Origin of the sequence: Providencia sp. PROV003 (assembly GCF_045040775.1) — a bacterium.
In the GTDB taxonomy this organism is placed as follows: Bacteria; Pseudomonadota; Gammaproteobacteria; order Enterobacterales; family Enterobacteriaceae; genus Providencia; species Providencia huashanensis.
In genome coordinates this window covers 1,297,057-1,314,314 of sequence record NZ_CP096369.1, presented here as the reverse complement: position 1 = coordinate 1,314,314, position 17,258 = coordinate 1,297,057, and the positions used below count along the sequence as shown (strand labels likewise).

The following is a 17,258-nucleotide window of genomic DNA, read 5'->3' as shown; positions in this document are numbered from 1 at the left end:
ATTAATCCGATTATTTTAATTTTTTCTTAAAATATGTTTGATAAGTAAACATTAAAAAATTGATACCGAGAATTATTCCCTTTTATCGAACTCCATTAATAAAATGAATAATTAAGCAACGTATCAATACGTCGCCATTATTATACCTCATTTTAGTTATGTCAAATTTCAGGTTTAATTAATAACTTTACCCGTAAGCTGGTGATATATATATAATATTCAAAAAAAACACACTAATTAATACACTGCAATAGGATAAATTGATATAACAAATCTAATTGAACCGTAGTTTTTTCATTAAAAAAACACAAAATAAACCCAAATATTATTAATAAAGTTTTTTATACTCATAAAACAGGTTTTCATTAGTGAAAAAAAATGCTGTTAAAGAAAAAGTTAAATTATAGAGAAGTTAAGTAAATTAAAACGATATTTATATCGCATAATAATTAATGAGAAACATCTCAAAATCATAAATAAAATAATTTCATAATATTTCTATTTTTACTTTTTGTCACATTTACCAACGCAAATAAAACAAAAAAAAGTAAAAATAAAATCAACAAGTTAAATCAAATAACAAAGAAAACAAGTACTAAATAAAATATATAACAGGAAACAATTCAGTATAAAATTACATAGATTATTAGGTATGTAACTTTAGAACAAAAAATTAACACCATGTCAAATTAAAGGATAGGATTAATATTTAAGATAAATTAAATATGTTACAAGGCTTATCAAAAAGTAATTAAAAGTAATTAAAAGTAATTTCTCACAATCATATATGATACATTATTACTATATCTTTATTAGTGAAAATTTAAAATACTCTATTTTAGCTTAAAATTTTATAATGAAATTACTTAATTTAATTAGTTTCATCTCACTACCACATAATATATAAAACAACAGATAGGCGTAATGTTTATATATTAATTAATAGTTACATGATAAAAATATCAGAAATCATTAATACATATTATCACAACTAAGAAAAAACACGTAACTTACTTTATAAGTCATGATTATTTCATTACCTAACCTTAAACACATATTATAAGCTAATCACATTGAACCTTTAATATACATCAAATTAAGTAATTATAAGTATTATAAAGAGGCTTACTTGTTCAATAGGATTTCTCTATTATCATCAATACGCTAACGATTGAATGGATTTAAAGTAGAGAGCAAATAAAACACAAACAAAAAACCCCATCTCATATGAGATGGGGTGCCAAAATGGCCACATTTGTTGTTGATATAAGAACAAGTTACACAAGAGCAATGTACTGGCTCACATCCTTGTGAAGCCTGAACTTAATGGCGATTTCTCACCAATTGATACCGACGAGTCAGGTATTCGATAGGTGCACTCCAAATGTGCACTAAACGGCAGAATGGGAAGAGTAAAAATATCGTCATCCCCAACACAATATGCAGCTTGAACACGATACCAACGCCTTCAAGGTAATTTGAAGCCCCCCAATGGAATGTCACAATGGACTGCGCCCATCCCACAAGTTTCAACATCTCGCTACCATCCATATGTTGCGCTGAAAATGGAATAGTCAGTAACCCTAAACACACTTGTACCACTAGCAACACCATAATCATGATGTCACCAAAAGAAGATGTTGCGCGAATACGAGGGTTAGTCAATCGGCGTTTCAATAGCATCGCGCCACCAATTAACATCATCACACCTGCAGCGCCCCCACCAATCATCGCCATTAATTGCTTTATATGCATTGGCAAGAAAGATTCATACATCCAATGTGGGGTTAACATCCCTAAAAAGTGCCCTGCGAAAATACCAATAATACCCACGTGGAATAAATTTGATGCTAAGCGCATGTTTTTCTTATCGAGCATTTGGCTAGAACCTGCTCGCCACGTATATTGCCCATAGTCATAACGCAACCAACTACCCACAATAAACACAGTACCAGCAATATATGGATAGATGTCGAAGAAAAATTGATTGAGAAAATTCATTTTTGCACTCCTACATGGCTGCTAGAGCCGAGATCCAAGTATTGTGGGGTGACGGCATTGGCAAAACGATGTTGATGGGCAGTAACTTCCCCACCACAGTTTTTTTCATCAGCAAAAAATTTCACTTGCTCCTCTTCCCAAACTGCATCCAGTGCTTGTGGAGTATCATCACGCGCTTCCAAAGCCACTTTTTCGGTTAATTGCTCGGTGGCAATTTCACTATTTGATAATTCGAGTAATACTTCAAACAATGTGGCAAAACGACTTTCACGTTGCTTCAGCCTTGCACCAAGGAGCGCTAAAATAGGGGCGATATCCTGTAAACCGCCAACGGTCTCTGTTGTGGGTAAGACCGTGAGATACTCCAAATAAATAGGTAAATGATCAGGAAGTTCGCGGCAATCAATCTGTAAACCATATTGTTGATATTGCGCCATTAAATCGACCATAGCTTGGCCACGGTCACGAGACTCGCCATGAACATGCTCAAATAACAATAATGATGTTGCCCGGCCTCTATCAAATAATTCACAATATTGCGCCTGCATATCCAACAATTCTTCATTAAGATATTCACGTACAAACATCATCAATTGGATCGCCCGAGTTATCGGTAATTCATCTGCTTGTTCTAATGCCTCAATCAGTTCATCACGATGTAACCAAAGCGCCTCTGAAGGGTATTCTAATAAACGAGAAATCACTTTTAACGTCATCATAGTGCTTTCTCCTGTGTTGTTTTTGGTGTGATATCAATGGCATCAATACGTTTACTGTTAAACAGATTTGTTTTGCTATCACTACCATGGCAACCGTCACCAAAGCTAAAACCACAAGCTTTAGCTTCAGGGAAAGCTTCACGTGCTAATTCACGGTGACTAGATGGGATCACAAAACGGTCTTCATAATTCGCAATCGCCAAATAACGGTACATTTCTTGAGCCTGTGATTCAGTTAAACCCACTTGCTCTAGTGCACTAGTATCACATTGGTTTTCAACGGTTTCTGCACGTTTATAATGGCGCATCGCCAACATCCGTTTCAGTGCTAATAATACCGGCTCGGTGTCCCCCGCCGTTAATAAATTGGCAAGGTACTGCACAGGAATGCGCAAGCTTTCTACATCGGGTAATACCCCATTACTTGCCAATAGCCCTGAATCTGCAACAGATTGAATGGGTGACAAAGGCGGCACATACCAAACCATCGGCAATGTACGATATTCAGGGTGTAATGGCAGTGCCAACTTCCATTCCATTGCCATTTTGTACACTGGGGATTTTTGTGCAGCTTCAATCACGCTCAATGGTATCCCTTGTTTTTCAGCCTCAGCAATCACTTGCGGATCATGGGGATCTAAGAAAACATCCAACTGGCTTTGATAAAGATCGGTCTCTTTTTCCACACTAGCTGCTGACTCAATTTTATCTGCGTCATATAACAACACGCCTAAATAACGGATGCGACCAACACAGGTTTCAGAGCAAACAGTTGGCATCCCAGACTCAATGCGTGGATAACAAAAAATACATTTTTCTGACTTACCGCTTTTCCAATTGAAATAGATTTTTTTATATGGGCAACCAGTTAAACACATACGCCAGCCGCGGCATTTATCTTGATCAATCAGTACAATGCCATCCTCAGAACGCTTATAAATGGCACCGCTTGGGCACGTGGCCACACAAGCAGGGTTCAAACAGTGTTCACAAAGACGAGGTAAATACATCATGAAGGTATTTTCAAACTGCCCATACATTTCCTTCTGAATGTGCTCAAAGTTTTTATCTTGTGCACGTTTAGAAAACTCGCCTCCCAGATCATCCTCCCAATTGGGGCCCATTTTTACATTGCTCATTCGCTCGCCCGTGATCAAAGAGCGCGGACGTGCCGTTGGCACATGTTTACCTTCTTTGGCATTTTTTAAATGGCCATAGTCATAATCAAATGGCTCATAATAATCATCTAATGCAGGGACATCGGGATTGGCAAAAATTTTGGATAAAACCCCAACTTTGTTACCCATTCGCGGCACTAATTTACCTTTGATAGTACGGATCCAACCGCCTTTCCATTTGTCCTGATCTTCCCAATTATGGGGATAACCAATACCCGGTTTAGTTTCGACATTATTAAACCAAGCGTATTCAACACCTTCGCGGCTGGTCCACACGTTTTTACAGGTCACTGAACAAGTGTGACAACCAATACACTTATCAAGGTTTAATACCATGCCGACTTGAGAACGAATTTTCATTATGCTTTCTCCTTTCCGCTCAAGGTCTGCTGGTAGTCATCACCTTCACCATCCAGCCAGTCAACCTGTTTCATTTTACGAACAACCACAAATTCATCACGATTAGAACCCACGGTTCCGTAGTAATTAAAGCTATAAGCAAGGTGCGCATAGCCGCCGATCATATGGGTCGGTTTCGGGCAAACACGCGTGACAGAGTTATGAATTCCGCCACGTTGAGCCGTAATTTCAGACCCGGGTAAGTTGATCAACCGTTCTTGGGCGTGATACATCATGATCATGCCATCAGGAATACGTTGGCTAACGATCGCTTTGGCGGTTAATGCACCATTACTGTTAAACGCTTCAATCCAATCGTTATCTTCAACACCCAGTTCGCGGGCATCTTCTTCGCTAAGCCAAACCACTGGCCCACCACGCCCTAATGTCAACATCAATAAATTGTCACTATAAGTTGAGTGGATACCCCATTTTTGGTGCGGAGTTAAGAAATTCAGTGCTTTTTCAGGGAAGCCATTAGGCTTTTTGCCCATTAATGGCTGAGCCGCCCGCGTATCAATTGGTGGGCGATACACGACGAGGCTTTCCCCGAAAGCACGCATCCATTCATGGTCTTGATAAAGTTGTTGGCGACCACTTAGCGTACGCCAAGGGATCATTTCATGAACATTGGTATAGCAAGCATTGTAAGACACATGTTCATCTTCTAAGCCTGACCATGTGGGGCTGGAAATAATTTTACGTGGCTGTGCAACAATATCGCGAAAACGGATTTTTTCATCTTCTTTATAACGCGCTAAATGGGTGTGGTCACGCCCAGTCACCTTACCTAACGCATCCCACGCTTTCACTGCAACTTGCCCATTGGTTTCCGGCGCTAAGGTTAGAATGACCTCTGCAGCATCAATTGCCGTTTCAATTTTAGGGCGGCCTTGATTTGCACCTTCTGGCTGGGTTTTATTTAATTTTTTCAGGAAATCAATTTCATCTTGTGTATTCCAATTGATGCCTTTACCCCCATTACCCAATTTATCCATGAGTGGACCAAGAGAGGTAAAGCGTGCATAAGTACTTGGATAATCACGTTCAACACACATAATATGCGGTGCTGTTTTACCTGGGATCAGGTCACACTGGCCTTTTTTCCAATCTTTAACATCCAAAGCTTGGGCCATTTCTGCCGCACTATCGTGCTGAATAGGCAGAGTCACCACATCGATTTCCTGACCTAAATGCCCCTCACTAACCGCCGAGAAGGCTTTAGCAATACCCTTATAGATTTCCCAATCGCTTTTTGATTCCCAAGCTGGGTCAACAGCAGCTGACAACGGATGAATAAACGGATGCATATCTGATGTATTCATATCGTCTTTTTCATACCACGTCGCTGTAGGGAGAATGACATCAGAAAATAAGCAAGTACTCGACATTCTGAAATCTAATGTCACAACAAGGTCAACTTTTCCTTCAGCAGCTTTATCTTGCCATTCAACTTCTTGTGGTTTTACGCCACCTTGTTGACCTAAGTCTTTGCCTTGAATACCGTTTTCAGTTCCCAATAAATATTTCAATAAATATTCATGACCTTTCCCAGCAGAACCAAGTAAGTTAGAGCGCCAAATAAACAAGTTGCGAGGGAAATTTTGTGAGTCATCCGGTTGTTCCGAAGCAAAGCGGATATTTCCTTCTTTCAACTGGTTAACAGTAAAATCAACGGGAGAAAGCCCCGCTTCTTGTGCTTGTTTGGCAATCTTCAGTGGGTTCACATTCAACTGGGGTGCTGAGGGTAGCCAGCCCATACGTTCGGCACGTACGTTCATATCCACCAAGCTACCATTAAAGGCTTTTTTATCTGCTAAAGGCGATAATAATTCCTCAGTACTTACCGTTTCATAGCGCCATTGGCTTGAGTGATTATAGAAAAATGACGTGCTGTTCATATGGCGTGGTGGACGCTGCCAATCAAGTCCAAATGCTAATGGCAACCAACCTGTTTGTGGACGTAATTTTTCCTGCCCAACATAATGTGACCAGCCGCCGCCGCTTTGCCCAACACAACCACAGAAGATCAACATGTTGATAATCGCACGGTAGGTCATATCCATGTGATACCAATGGTTAATCCCTGCCCCCACAATCACCATCGCACGGCCATGGGTTTTCTCAGCGGTATCTGCAAATTCACGGGCAATACGAATAATATTTTGGCGGCTAACACCGGTGACTTTTTCCGCCCAAGCAGGTGAATAGGCTTTCATATCATCGTAATCAACCGCACAGTTTTCATCACCAAACCCGCGGTCGATACCATAGTTAGCAAGCATCAAATCATAGACACTGGTCACCAAAGACTCACGACCATCGGACAGCTGAATACGTTTCGCGGGTAATTTGTGCAGTAAGACGTCTTTCAGTTCAACGCTTTGGAAATGTTCACTTTCTAAACCACCAAAATACGGGAACCCTACATTCACCAACTCATCATGCATATCTGCAAGGCTAAGTTTCATTTTAATGTCATGAGCATCTTGCCCTGCCCTAGGTTCTAGATTCCATTTCTGACTACCATCCCAACGAAACCCCATCGACCCTTGTGGTGCACACAATTCGCCTGTTTCTTCATCAAAGGCGATAGTTTTCCATTCGGCGTTTTTTTCTTCTCCCAAAGAATCAACTAAGTCAGATGCTCGCAGCATCCGGCCTGCCACATAAGAGCCATCATCACGTTTATCGAGCATAACCAGCATTGGCATATCCGTATATGTGCGTATATATTCACGGAAATACTCGGCTTCACGCTTGACATGGAATTCATTGAGGATCACATGCCCCATCGCCATTGCCATGGCGCTATCTGTCCCTTGTTTCGGGTTCAACCAATGGTCACATAATTTGGCAATTTCCGCGTAGTCTGGCGTCACTGCGACCGTTTTTGTTCCTTTATAACGTACTTCTGCAAAGAAATGGGCATCTGGGGTCCGAGTTTGCGGAACATTAGATCCCCAAGCAATAATATAAGACGAGTTATACCAGTCAGCGGATTCTGGTACGTCTGTTTGTTCACCCCACGTCATGGGGGATGCAGGCGGCAAGTCACAGTACCAGTCGTAGAAGCTCAAACATGCACCACCGATCAACGATAAATAGCGCGCTCCCGACGCATAAGAAACCATTGACATCGCAGGTATTGGAGAGAACCCGACAATGCGATCGGGACCAAACTCCTTGATAGTTGCCACATTTGCTGCGGCAATCAGTTCATTCACCTCTTGCCAACTTGAACGCACAAAGCCCCCGCGTCCCCTCGCCTGCTTATAGCTTTGCGCCTTTTGCGGATCACTGATGATAGAAAGCCATGCATTGACAGGGTCTTGATGTTCAGCTTTTGCTTCGCGCCACAGTTTAAGTAAGCGCTTACGCATCATCGGATATTTCACGCGATTAGCACTATATAAATACCATGAATAGCTCGCGCCACGCGGGCAGCCTCTTGGTTCATGGTCGGGTAGATCTGGGCGAGTGCGAGGATAATCAGTTTGTTGTGTTTCCCACGTGACAAGACCATTTTTGACGTAAATTTTCCAACTGCAAGAACCTGTGCAGTTAACGCCATGAGTAGAGCGCACCACTTTATCGTGCTGCCAACGGCTACGATAACCATTTTCCCAGTCACGGTTTACGTTTAACTCTTGGCCGTGTTCACCTGAGAAGGTATCACCTAATTGCTTGAAATAACGAAATCTATCTAAAAACTTGCTCATTCGGATTGCCTCCAAAGAGACGGCGACTCGCGCCGTACATTGCTTAAAATTAATCTTTATTGCTTGTTATTATTTATGTGTACGCCCATAAACTAGCCAGGTGATAAACACACAGGAAAGATAAAACACAAAGAACACTTTCATTGCATCGGCGGGAGACCCAGTCAACGTTAAGGAGGTCCCAAACGCTTTTGGAATAAAGAAACCACCGATGGCGCCTATTGCTGAGATAAAACCCAATGCTGCGGCACTTTCTGTTACTGCTTCTTTTTGTGCTTCTTGCTCTGAAGCACCTCGGGCAATGGCTTTATCCATAGTTAATTTACGAAAGACCACGGCTATCATTTGAAAAGTAGAGCCACTGCCTAACCCAGCGGTTAAAAACAGCACCATAAACACCCCATAAAAAGCACCAAAAGAACCACCTTGTCCGTTTTCAGGTAGGGTAAAAAATAGCAAACCAGAGAAAATCGCCATCACAATAAAGTTAAGGAAAGTCACTTTGACTCCACCAAAGCGGTCTGACAGCATGCCGCCTAATGGACGAGCTAATGCACCAAGGAAAGGGCCAAAAAAGGCAAATTTGAGGATAATAATGTCGGGAAACTGGGTTTTAGAAAGCATGGCAAAACCAGCAGAAAAACCGATAAATGAACCGAAGGTAGAAAGATACAACAGGCTCAAAATCCATAAATGGCCGCGTTTAAGCACTGGCAATTGCTGTTTTAATGACGCTTTATTCGCCGCTAAATCATTCATGCCAAACCATGCCATCACTGTAAATAACAATAAAAATGGCACCCAAACCCAAGCGGCATTTTCTAGCCATAAGGTTGAACCATCGGGCTGTAATGCCCCAGTTCCACCCGCAAAGGCAAAAACACCCACCCCGACGATAAATGGTGCTACCAATTGCATTACGCTTACACCTAAGTTACCTAACCCCCCATTCAGACCTAGTGCTCCCCCTTGACGCGCTTTTGGGAAAAAGAAACTGATATTCGCCATGCTCGATGCGAAATTAGCCCCAGCAAAACCACAAAGAAGGGAAATAATGACAAATATTTGATAAGGCGTAGTTGGGTCTTGGATAGCGTAGCCAAGCCAAATACAAGGGATCACCAAAAATAGCGTACTAATGGCTGTCCAGCGTCGCCCACCAAAAATAGGAATAACAAAAGAATAAGGTACTCGTAATAAAGCCCCTGACACTGAAGGCAATGCTGTTAATAAAAATAATTGGTCAGTGGTAAAGTTAAAACCCACTTTGTTTAAATTCACTGCAACGGCACTAAATAACATCCAAACGCAAAATGCGAGCAACAAACAAGGGATAGAAATCCACAAATTACGCTCTGCAATTCGTTTTCCTGTTTGCTGCCAAAATTGCGTTTCTTCAGGACGCCAGTCCTGAATAACACTATTGGCATTTTGCTGTGCAACTCCACTATTAACATTATCTCGTTGAGACATAAATCACCCCGATAAACACAATTTCTTATCGCAGTGTGTGGCGAATATGTCGCCGCGAAGCTGATCTAAATCAAGACAGATTTAAATCAAATTTTGTGTGTTTTTTGGATAAACCACCAGAGGAGTATGGGGAGTACAACCATTTAATCATTTGAATTAAATAAATAAAATTCGTTAAATGGCCGTTTTTACTGTTTGAATTTAGGCGAAATGACTCAGCGGGATATTAAGGAGTAACACCGAAGTGGCATATTCAATTTTGCACAATAGAGGAACAATACCCACGTTATAGAAAAGAATGAATAACCAAATAAAAAGGAACGAATTATTTATGCCAACGACTTATCACCGATTTTCAATCATTAACCAAGTCATCGGGTTAATGCTATTGATTGCCGTACTCGGTATTATTGGCATGGCTATTTCTAATAGCATGATTACCAGCGTTCAAGGAAATGCTCACGCAATTAATAAATCAGGCGCATTACGAATGCAAAGTTACCATTTGCTTTCTCTCACCCCATTAACCCCATATTCCGATACCTATTTAAACGAACTCGAAAACAACTTATTAAGCCAAGAATTAACTCAAGTGATCGAGGTAGAAAATTTAACAGACCAATTTACTCAGCTTTATCATTATTGGGAAACAAATTTAAAACCCGCACTTATTAATGCAACGTCACCAAATGATGCCCGCTTTGAAGTCATTACGTTTGTTAATAAACTCGACGAGTTAGTCCGTAATATTGATGAAAAAACAGAGAGAAAAATAACTTATGTCTCAATAACACAAATGGTTTTTATTGCCCTCGTCGCATTTCTACTTTTACTTACCATATGCCATCTTAGAAAAAAAATTTACTACCCTTGGCTGAAACTATTAAATATGGTCAATGCCATTAGCCATAAGGACTTTAGTCAGCGTTTTTCTGCGGGTAAAAAACAAGATGAATTAAGCTCCCTTGGGCAAACTTTAAACCAAATGTCAGACGAGTTAGCACAAAGTTACCACCAGCTAGAATCACGTGTCGAAGAAAAAACCGCCGATCTCCAAAGTAAAAACAAAGTACTACTGTATTTGTATCAATCTAATCGCATATTACATTCCATTGAACCATTAGCAAACCGATTAGAAAAAGTCTTGGTTGAACTCAAGAACCTAACACCATTACAAAATATTAGTTTACGATTATATGAAGAAGATAATGACCGTTGCTTTCATGAATTCCATTGTGGCGGCCTTCTATCACCAGAAACCATACAACCCACAACAATAATGTCTTGGGATATCTCCGATAACTTACACCGTTACGGTGTGATATTGGCGGAGATCGCAATAGATCAGCAATTATCTGATGAACAAAATAATTTAGTTCTCATGCTAGTAAAGCAAATCGCGGGTATGTTAGCGATGGAGCACCAACTAGAACAACAGCAACAATTGCTCATTATGGATGAACGTTCCGCTATCGCAAGAGAACTGCATGATTCTATTGCCCAATCATTATCTTGTTTAAAAATGCAAATTAGCTACCTGCAAATGCAACCCGGACCACTCCCCAAACAGCATCAAGATTTACTTCATGAAATGCGCAATGAAATTAACTCGGCTTATAGCCAATTACGTGAATTACTCACAACCTTTAGGTTAAAACTAACAGAGCCTGGGTTACTGCCCTCTTTAGAGAGCACTATTCAAGAATTTAGCCAACGCATTGGTTTTGACATTGGTTTAAATTATCAGATCCCAGCAAAAAGTATTTCACCACATCAAGCTATCCATATTATACAAATAATTCGAGAAGCCTTGAGTAATATCCTAAAGCACGCTAATGCTAATTGGTCTCAGGTTTCATTAGTCGAAAATGCAGGGCTAATTACGGTAATGATTGAAGATAATGGGGAAGGCATTCAACTTCAGCCTGCAAAAAATAATCATTATGGGCTGATTATTATGAGAGAAAGAGCCCTAAGCTTAAACGGGGAATATTCTATTACCCCAAGAGCTCAAGGGGGAACCATTGTTAATGTCATATTCCCTGTGAGTGTGTCTTAACCAAATTGGAGCAACTCGTTCATGAAAAATAAAAATACCACCATTGGGCAATCCACCATTTTACTTATTGATGACCACCCAATGCTACGTAACGGAGTTAAGCAATTAATCAGTTTAGAGCCCACATTACGGGTAATTGGTGAAGCTGATGACGGGGTGACAGGTATTAAAATTGCCGAAGAACAAGACCCTGACTTAATTTTATTAGACCTCAATATGCCCGGTATGAATGGTTTTGAAGTACTTGATGATTTGCGTAGCCGAGAACTTTCTGGCCGAATTATATTGTTTACTGTCTCAAACTACAGCGAAGACTTAATTAATGCTTTAAAGCGGGGGGCGGACGGTTACTTATTAAAAGATATGGAACCTGAAAAACTGATTGTTGCCTTAAAAGAAGCCGCCAGCGGTAAAATGGTAGTTAGCCCTACTCTTGCCACCGTATTAGCTGAATCATTAAGAGACAATCGAACCTCTGCGGACCATAATTTGTCGTCGTTGACCCCAAGAGAAACCCGTATTTTAAACTTAATAGCACAAGGCCTTTCAAATAAACTGATCGCTAATAAATTGCAAATCACAGAAAGTACAGTAAAAGTACATGTAAAACATTTATTGAAAAAACTAAATTTAAAGTCACGGGTCGAAGCTGCAATATTTGTTTTACAGCAAAAATAATGCCCATTGAGATCAAGTTAACGCATCCAACCATGGCTGTTGTTTCGGATAACGCCGACGATAGCCATGCATAGCAACAGACAGTTGAATAAGGTCAGTAAACTTTGTCGGGTCTAAGCCTGTTTGCTTTTTAATTTGTTGTAATCGATAACTTAATGTATTTCTATGAATACCTAACTGTTGCGCCGTGCTGCCAACCTCGCCATTTTGCGATAAAAATAACTCTAGGGTTTCAAGCAAGATATCCCCCGAGTCATGTAATAATATTTTATTGCAAATATCTAAGAAAAAATTAAATAAATAGCTATTCTCCAACTCATTAAATAAACACAGAGAGGCCATTTCTTTAAATAAAAAAACTTGTTTCTCAGGAACGGTTAACCGCCCTACATCAATGACTGAACGTGCGAAATGAACAGCATCTCTCACATGTTCTTCCGTATCAGCTTGAACCCCAACACCAATATAGTACTGGCTAAGTTGACTATCTAAAATAAAATGTAGATGAGAAATAAAGGATTCGTTTTTATAAAATGTTGATGGAAATAACATCAAAATTTCACGGCTATTTAATAGTAATACATCACTTTTTTCCATTGCTGACAATTCAGTAATAATGGAATCCAGAATTTCTGGCCGATATTGAATCGCTTCTATATTAATAATGACCGGGATTGTAGGCAACGAAAATGAAAAACCCGAATTGTGTAATTTCAATAAAGCACTACGACCTTGCATTGGCGTAGTGCTTTCAATAAATTGCACAAATAGCATATCACGTAAACGATGTTGCCAATTAATACTACGCCGCTCAATTTCCTGTTTAATTAATAACTCTGCTGTGAGTATTGCTAATTCGGCATAACGTTGAATAATAACCGGGTCACCACTGACACCAATCACTAATTCAACGTTATCTGCCACCATAATTGGATGATTAATACCAGGCGCGACATTGGAATAGCGACTCGCCTCATTTTCATTATAAATGGTGATCCGTTTACCACAGCGAATAACTTCCACCGCGACTTCATGAGTCTCACCAATACGTTTTTTTTCACCTGAGGCGATAATTACACCCTGACTATTAATCACATTGACGTTGTGATGGATTATCCCCATTGCACGAGTGACAATATCATTAGCTAATTTTTCAGTCAGTAGCATATTACCGCCTCATCTTAATGTTTTATTTGCTTACTATGGCTAGATAATACAGTACGTAACAAATTTTCAGCCGTATCAGCTAAATAACGTTCTCCATTAACCATTGCCTGCTCAAGGGAAACTGGCCCCGGACAAAGTGACCACATGGCAGTGATACCATGTTGATATAAAATACGGCTATCTTCACTGTACCCCCCACATAGTGCGATTGTTGGTACCCCATAATGACTTGCCATACGAGCGACACCAACAGGAGCTTTACCATTGGCACTTTGGCTATCAAGCCGCCCTTCCCCAACGATAACAAGGTCGGCTTGCTGAATATACGACTCCGCACCAAGTAGCCCCAACACCAAGTCGATCCCCTTCTCAAGCTTAGCGGAAACAAACCAACGTAGCCCAGCCCCTAATCCGCCAGCAGCGCCGCTCCCCGCATCCAATGAGAAATCCTTCCCTGTAATTTTTGTCATTAATTGAGCGTAATGAGCCATGCCTAGCTCAAGCTTATCTAACATCGCTTTATCAGCGCCTTTTTGTGAGCCATAAATATAGGTTGCGCCATTTTTACCTAATAACGGGTTTTCAACATCACAAGAAACATTAAATTCGACATCCGCTACACGAGGATCGAATTTATCAAAGTTAATCTTTGCGATATTTATCAAATTTTCGCCATTAATGGGAAATTCGATAAGCTGTTGGTCATTATCATAAAACTCTGCGCCTAAAGCTTGTGCAAAACCCGCACCACCATCATTAGTTGCACTTCCACCAATACCGATAATAATGCGTGTGCACCCTAAATCGAGTGCATGTTTTACCATTTCACCTAAGCCATAAGTCGACGCTTTTTCAACTTGACGATGTTCTGCTTGAACCAGTTCTAAACCACAACATTGCGCCATTTCAATAAAGGCCGTCTTTCCTTCTAATACTAATAATCGTGCATCAACCTTACTTCCATATGGGCCAGTACAATTAAAAGTATAAGGTGTGACACCTGATAATACTGGGCTGTGCTCTAGTGACTCCAACAAACCTTCTCCACCATCAGAGATAGGTAATAACGTCACATCCAACTCGGAGGATACACGCTCGAAACCCTCTGCAACAGCCTGACACGCAAGCTGTGCTGAACAACTTCCTTTAAAGGAATCAAGTGCGATAACAATTTTCATGCAGACTTTCCTATTGTAAATGGCGATGTTGTATTACTTTACTTGTATTGAGGTAGTAGCTTCCACTTTTGCACTATCCCCTATACTACCAGTATTGACCCGTGAGGCGATAATGGTGCCGATAACAAGTAAACCAACACCAAACCATAATCCAGATGTAGCAGTACCAGTATAGTCCTCAAAAAATCCGAGAATAAATGGGCCAAGAAAACCACCAAATAACCCCAGACAATTTAACAATGCCAAGCTACCTGCCAGCATACTGCCACTCATATAGGTTGGTGGAAGCGAGAAAATAATAGATTGGACAACAAAAAACATAAATGCGGTTAAACAGAATCCAATTAAACCGACAACAGGCCCGCCCATAGCGCCAATCACTAGCCCGATAGCCATAACGGCATAACCTGAAATTAAAATGCGCGATGAACGACGAGGTGTATTGGCTTTTCTTGCCACAAAAATGCCACCAATCGCTGCTGAGATCCAAGGTATAGCTGTTAATAACCCAATTTGAATTGGTGTTAACTTGCCATATTCTCCAATAATTGTTGGTAAGAAATAACTTAAGCCATAAACTGAAAATTGATGAGTAAAATAAATTGCGACAATCATCATGAAGGCTTTATTTTTAAATGCTGCCATCAGTGAAAATTTACTATTACTCACACTAATACTGTTTTTATCTTGTTCATGTTTATATTTAATATAATTGCGATCATCCTCATCTAACCATTTTGCATCTTCAGGTTTATTGGGTAAAACAAACCAGACAACAAAAGCTAAGATCACTGCAGGTAAACCTTCAATAACAAACATCCATTGCCAACCATGGAAACCTAATAAGCCATCCATACTTAATAATAAGCCACTTAACGGCGCACCGATAATATTGGCTAAACAGACACCAAGTAAAAATAGCCCTGTTGCTTTGGCACGCTCTTCTTGGCTAAACCAATATGTCATATACAAGATAACACCGGGATATAACCCTGCTTCAGCCGCACCAAGTAATAAGCGTAAAATATAAAATGAGGTAGGCCCAGTCACAAATGCCATCGCAGCAGATAATAACCCCCAAGTGATCATGATCCGTGTGATCCAAAACCGCGCTCCCACTTTTTCCATAATCAAATTACTTGGGATCTCAAGAATCGAGTAGGTCAGAAAGAACAGCCCTGCACCAATACCGAATGCGGTTGCTGACAGCCCTAAGTCAATTGACATGGCGTGCTTTGCCATCCCAATATTTGTTCGGTCAATAAAACTAATAATATAAGCTAAGATCAGTAAAGGCATCAGGTTGCGATATATCTTTGCGTTCGTTTTTTTACCCTGCGCAACATAATCTAAATTTGCATTTGTAGAAAACATAGATAAGATCCTCATGTTGTGGTGAAACAGGTATAGTTCTTCGTCATAAGTGACTTACCTGTTGTTATTACTTCAGCAACAGCCCGACGCCCCACGTCGGGCTTTCTGCTTGCAATATTTCTTATTCTTTTTCAAACAACATTGATATCCCTTGACCACCACCAATACACATGGTCACTAGCCCAGTAGAAACCTGACGACGCTCCATTTCGTACATTAATTTTACAGGTAGGATTGCTCCACTAGCGCCAACAGGGTGACCAAGAGCAATTGCGCCGCCATTCACATTGACTCGAGAACTGTCTAACGACAAATCATTCATCACTGCGATTGCTTGTGCGGCAAAAGCTTCATTTAACTCAATAAGGTCAATATCTTTGACGTCCATCTTGAGTTTATCCATCAAGCGGCGTGTTGCAGGTGCTGGGCCAAACCCCATAATGGCAGCCTCACAGCCCGCAACGGCCCAATCAACCACTTTCATTCTAGGTTTCAACCCCCGTTTTTCAGCTTCTTCGCGTCGCATCATGACTAACGCAGCGGCTCCATCATTAATCCCTGATGAATTAGCCGCTGTAATCACGCCATCTGCCTTAAATGCGGGACGTAATTTGGCAAGCTTCTCACGTGGTGTATCGCGCGGGTGTTCATCCGTATCAAAAATACGCGTTCCCTTACGCCCTTCTGCGATTTCAACTGGCAAAATTTGCGTTTGAAAATAGCCTTCTTCAATGGCTTTCAATGCTTTTTGCTGACTGTTCCATGCGAAATCATCCATTTCTTCACGGGAAATATGAAATTGCTCGGCCACATTTTCTGCGGTCATACCATTATGATATGGGCCTTCAGGCCAAGTAAGAATTGATGTTAAGCCATCTTCTAAAACATCATTCCCCATGCGATAACCGTAACGCGCTTTACGCAGGTAATAAGGCAGCATGGTCATATTTTCTGTACCACAAGCCACAACCACATCTGATTGACCAGTTTGTAACAACATCATGCCATCAGCTAACGCTTGTAACCCTGAACCACATTGGCGATTAACAGAATACGCGGTCGTTTCTTTTGGTAAGCCTGCTCGCAATTGGCAAATACGGGCAATAAACCCACTTTCTGCGATTTGCCCCACATTCCCCACAATCACTTCATTAACATCTTCAGGGGCGATCCCTGCACGCTTTACCGCTTCACGAATAACTAACGCACCTAAATCATGTTGGTGAGTGTTCGCAAAGCTACCACCCATCGTCCCAATTGCCGTTCTCACACCACTTACAATCACAATGTCATTTGCTTGTTTCATATTT

Annotated in this window: 11 protein-coding genes; 2 read left to right on the top strand and 9 right to left on the bottom strand. The window is 40.7% G+C overall.

All coding sequences use genetic code 11. The annotated features are described in order from the left end of the window. Positions 1–1,323: 1,323 nt before the first annotated feature. The 5 genes from narI to M1F14_RS05980 all read right to left on the bottom strand — a co-directional run bounded on the left by narI (position 1,324) and on the right by M1F14_RS05980 (position 9,492). Complete coding sequence (narI, locus tag M1F14_RS06000) at positions 1,324–2,001, bottom strand: respiratory nitrate reductase subunit gamma (RefSeq protein WP_042845582.1); 678 nt, start codon at positions 1,999–2,001, stop codon at positions 1,324–1,326. Then, positions 1,998–2,720: a nitrate reductase molybdenum cofactor assembly chaperone gene (gene narJ / locus M1F14_RS05995; RefSeq protein WP_048605970.1), complete on the bottom strand. Its 723-nt coding sequence runs from the start codon at positions 2,718–2,720 to the stop codon at positions 1,998–2,000. The genes narI and narJ overlap by 4 nt, the downstream gene beginning before the upstream one ends. Further along, complete coding sequence (gene narH, locus M1F14_RS05990) at positions 2,717–4,258, bottom strand: nitrate reductase subunit beta (protein WP_042845586.1); 1,542 nt, start codon at positions 4,256–4,258, stop codon at positions 2,717–2,719. The genes narJ and narH overlap by 4 nt, the downstream gene beginning before the upstream one ends. After that, positions 4,258–8,019: a nitrate reductase subunit alpha gene (locus M1F14_RS05985; RefSeq protein WP_042845588.1), complete on the bottom strand. Its 3,762-nt coding sequence runs from the start codon at positions 8,017–8,019 to the stop codon at positions 4,258–4,260. The genes narH and M1F14_RS05985 overlap by 1 nt, the downstream gene beginning before the upstream one ends. Before the next feature lie 69 nt (positions 8,020–8,088). Next, positions 8,089–9,492: a NarK family nitrate/nitrite MFS transporter gene (locus M1F14_RS05980; RefSeq protein ID WP_042845590.1), complete on the bottom strand. Its 1,404-nt coding sequence runs from the start codon at positions 9,490–9,492 to the stop codon at positions 8,089–8,091. A gap of 331 nt (positions 9,493–9,823) precedes the next feature. Here M1F14_RS05980 and narX point away from each other — a divergent pair, with 331 nt between their 5' ends. Further along, positions 9,824–11,551, top strand: coding sequence for a nitrate/nitrite two-component system sensor histidine kinase NarX (gene narX / locus M1F14_RS05975; RefSeq protein WP_048605964.1), 1,728 nt, complete (start codon positions 9,824–9,826; stop codon positions 11,549–11,551). A 21-nt stretch (positions 11,552–11,572) separates the two neighbouring features. Further along, on the top strand, positions 11,573–12,229 hold the full coding sequence (gene narL, locus M1F14_RS05970) for a two-component system response regulator NarL (protein ID WP_042845594.1): 657 nt from the start codon (positions 11,573–11,575) through the stop codon (positions 12,227–12,229). Positions 12,230–12,241: 12 nt separating this feature from the next. On the opposite strand, the gene M1F14_RS05965 is transcribed toward narL, so the two are convergent. The 4 genes from M1F14_RS05965 to M1F14_RS05950 form a co-directional block, all read right to left on the bottom strand. After that, complete coding sequence (locus tag M1F14_RS05965; protein ID WP_042845596.1) at positions 12,242–13,396, bottom strand: sugar diacid recognition domain-containing protein; 1,155 nt, start codon at positions 13,394–13,396, stop codon at positions 12,242–12,244. Between the two features lie 14 nt (positions 13,397–13,410). After that, positions 13,411–14,574: a glycerate kinase gene (locus tag M1F14_RS05960; RefSeq protein ID WP_042845597.1), complete on the bottom strand. Its 1,164-nt coding sequence runs from the start codon at positions 14,572–14,574 to the stop codon at positions 13,411–13,413. A gap of 33 nt (positions 14,575–14,607) precedes the next feature. Beyond that, positions 14,608–15,948 carry an MFS transporter gene (locus M1F14_RS05955; RefSeq protein ID WP_071548650.1) on the bottom strand — a complete coding sequence of 447 codons (1,341 nt, stop codon included), beginning with the start codon at positions 15,946–15,948 and terminating at the stop codon, positions 14,608–14,610. A 121-nt stretch (positions 15,949–16,069) separates the two neighbouring features. After that, positions 16,070–17,254, bottom strand: coding sequence for a thiolase family protein (locus tag M1F14_RS05950; protein ID WP_071548651.1), 1,185 nt, complete (start codon positions 17,252–17,254; stop codon positions 16,070–16,072). Positions 17,255–17,258: the final 4 nt, after the last annotated feature.

What these genes read in the sequence shown, in the direction of transcription:
- narI (WP_042845582.1), bottom strand. Translation starts at nt 2,001, where the DNA reads ATGAATTTTCTCAATCAATTTTTCTTCGACATCTATCCATATATTGCT.
- narJ (WP_048605970.1), bottom strand. Translation starts at nt 2,720, where the DNA reads ATGATGACGTTAAAAGTGATTTCTCGTTTATTAGAATACCCTTCAGAG.
- narH (WP_042845586.1), bottom strand. Translation starts at nt 4,258, where the DNA reads ATGAAAATTCGTTCTCAAGTCGGCATGGTATTAAACCTTGATAAGTGT.
- M1F14_RS05985 (WP_042845588.1), bottom strand. Translation starts at nt 8,019, where the DNA reads ATGAGCAAGTTTTTAGATAGATTTCGTTATTTCAAGCAATTAGGTGAT.
- M1F14_RS05980 (WP_042845590.1), bottom strand. Translation starts at nt 9,492, where the DNA reads ATGTCTCAACGAGATAATGTTAATAGTGGAGTTGCACAGCAAAATGCC.
- narX (WP_048605964.1), top strand. Translation starts at nt 9,824, where the DNA reads ATGCCAACGACTTATCACCGATTTTCAATCATTAACCAAGTCATCGGG.
- narL (WP_042845594.1), top strand. Translation starts at nt 11,573, where the DNA reads ATGAAAAATAAAAATACCACCATTGGGCAATCCACCATTTTACTTATT.
- M1F14_RS05965 (WP_042845596.1), bottom strand. Translation starts at nt 13,396, where the DNA reads ATGCTACTGACTGAAAAATTAGCTAATGATATTGTCACTCGTGCAATG.
- M1F14_RS05960 (WP_042845597.1), bottom strand. Translation starts at nt 14,574, where the DNA reads ATGAAAATTGTTATCGCACTTGATTCCTTTAAAGGAAGTTGTTCAGCA.
- M1F14_RS05955 (WP_071548650.1), bottom strand. Translation starts at nt 15,948, where the DNA reads ATGTTTTCTACAAATGCAAATTTAGATTATGTTGCGCAGGGTAAAAAA.
- M1F14_RS05950 (WP_071548651.1), bottom strand. Translation starts at nt 17,254, where the DNA reads ATGAAACAAGCAAATGACATTGTGATTGTAAGTGGTGTGAGAACGGCA.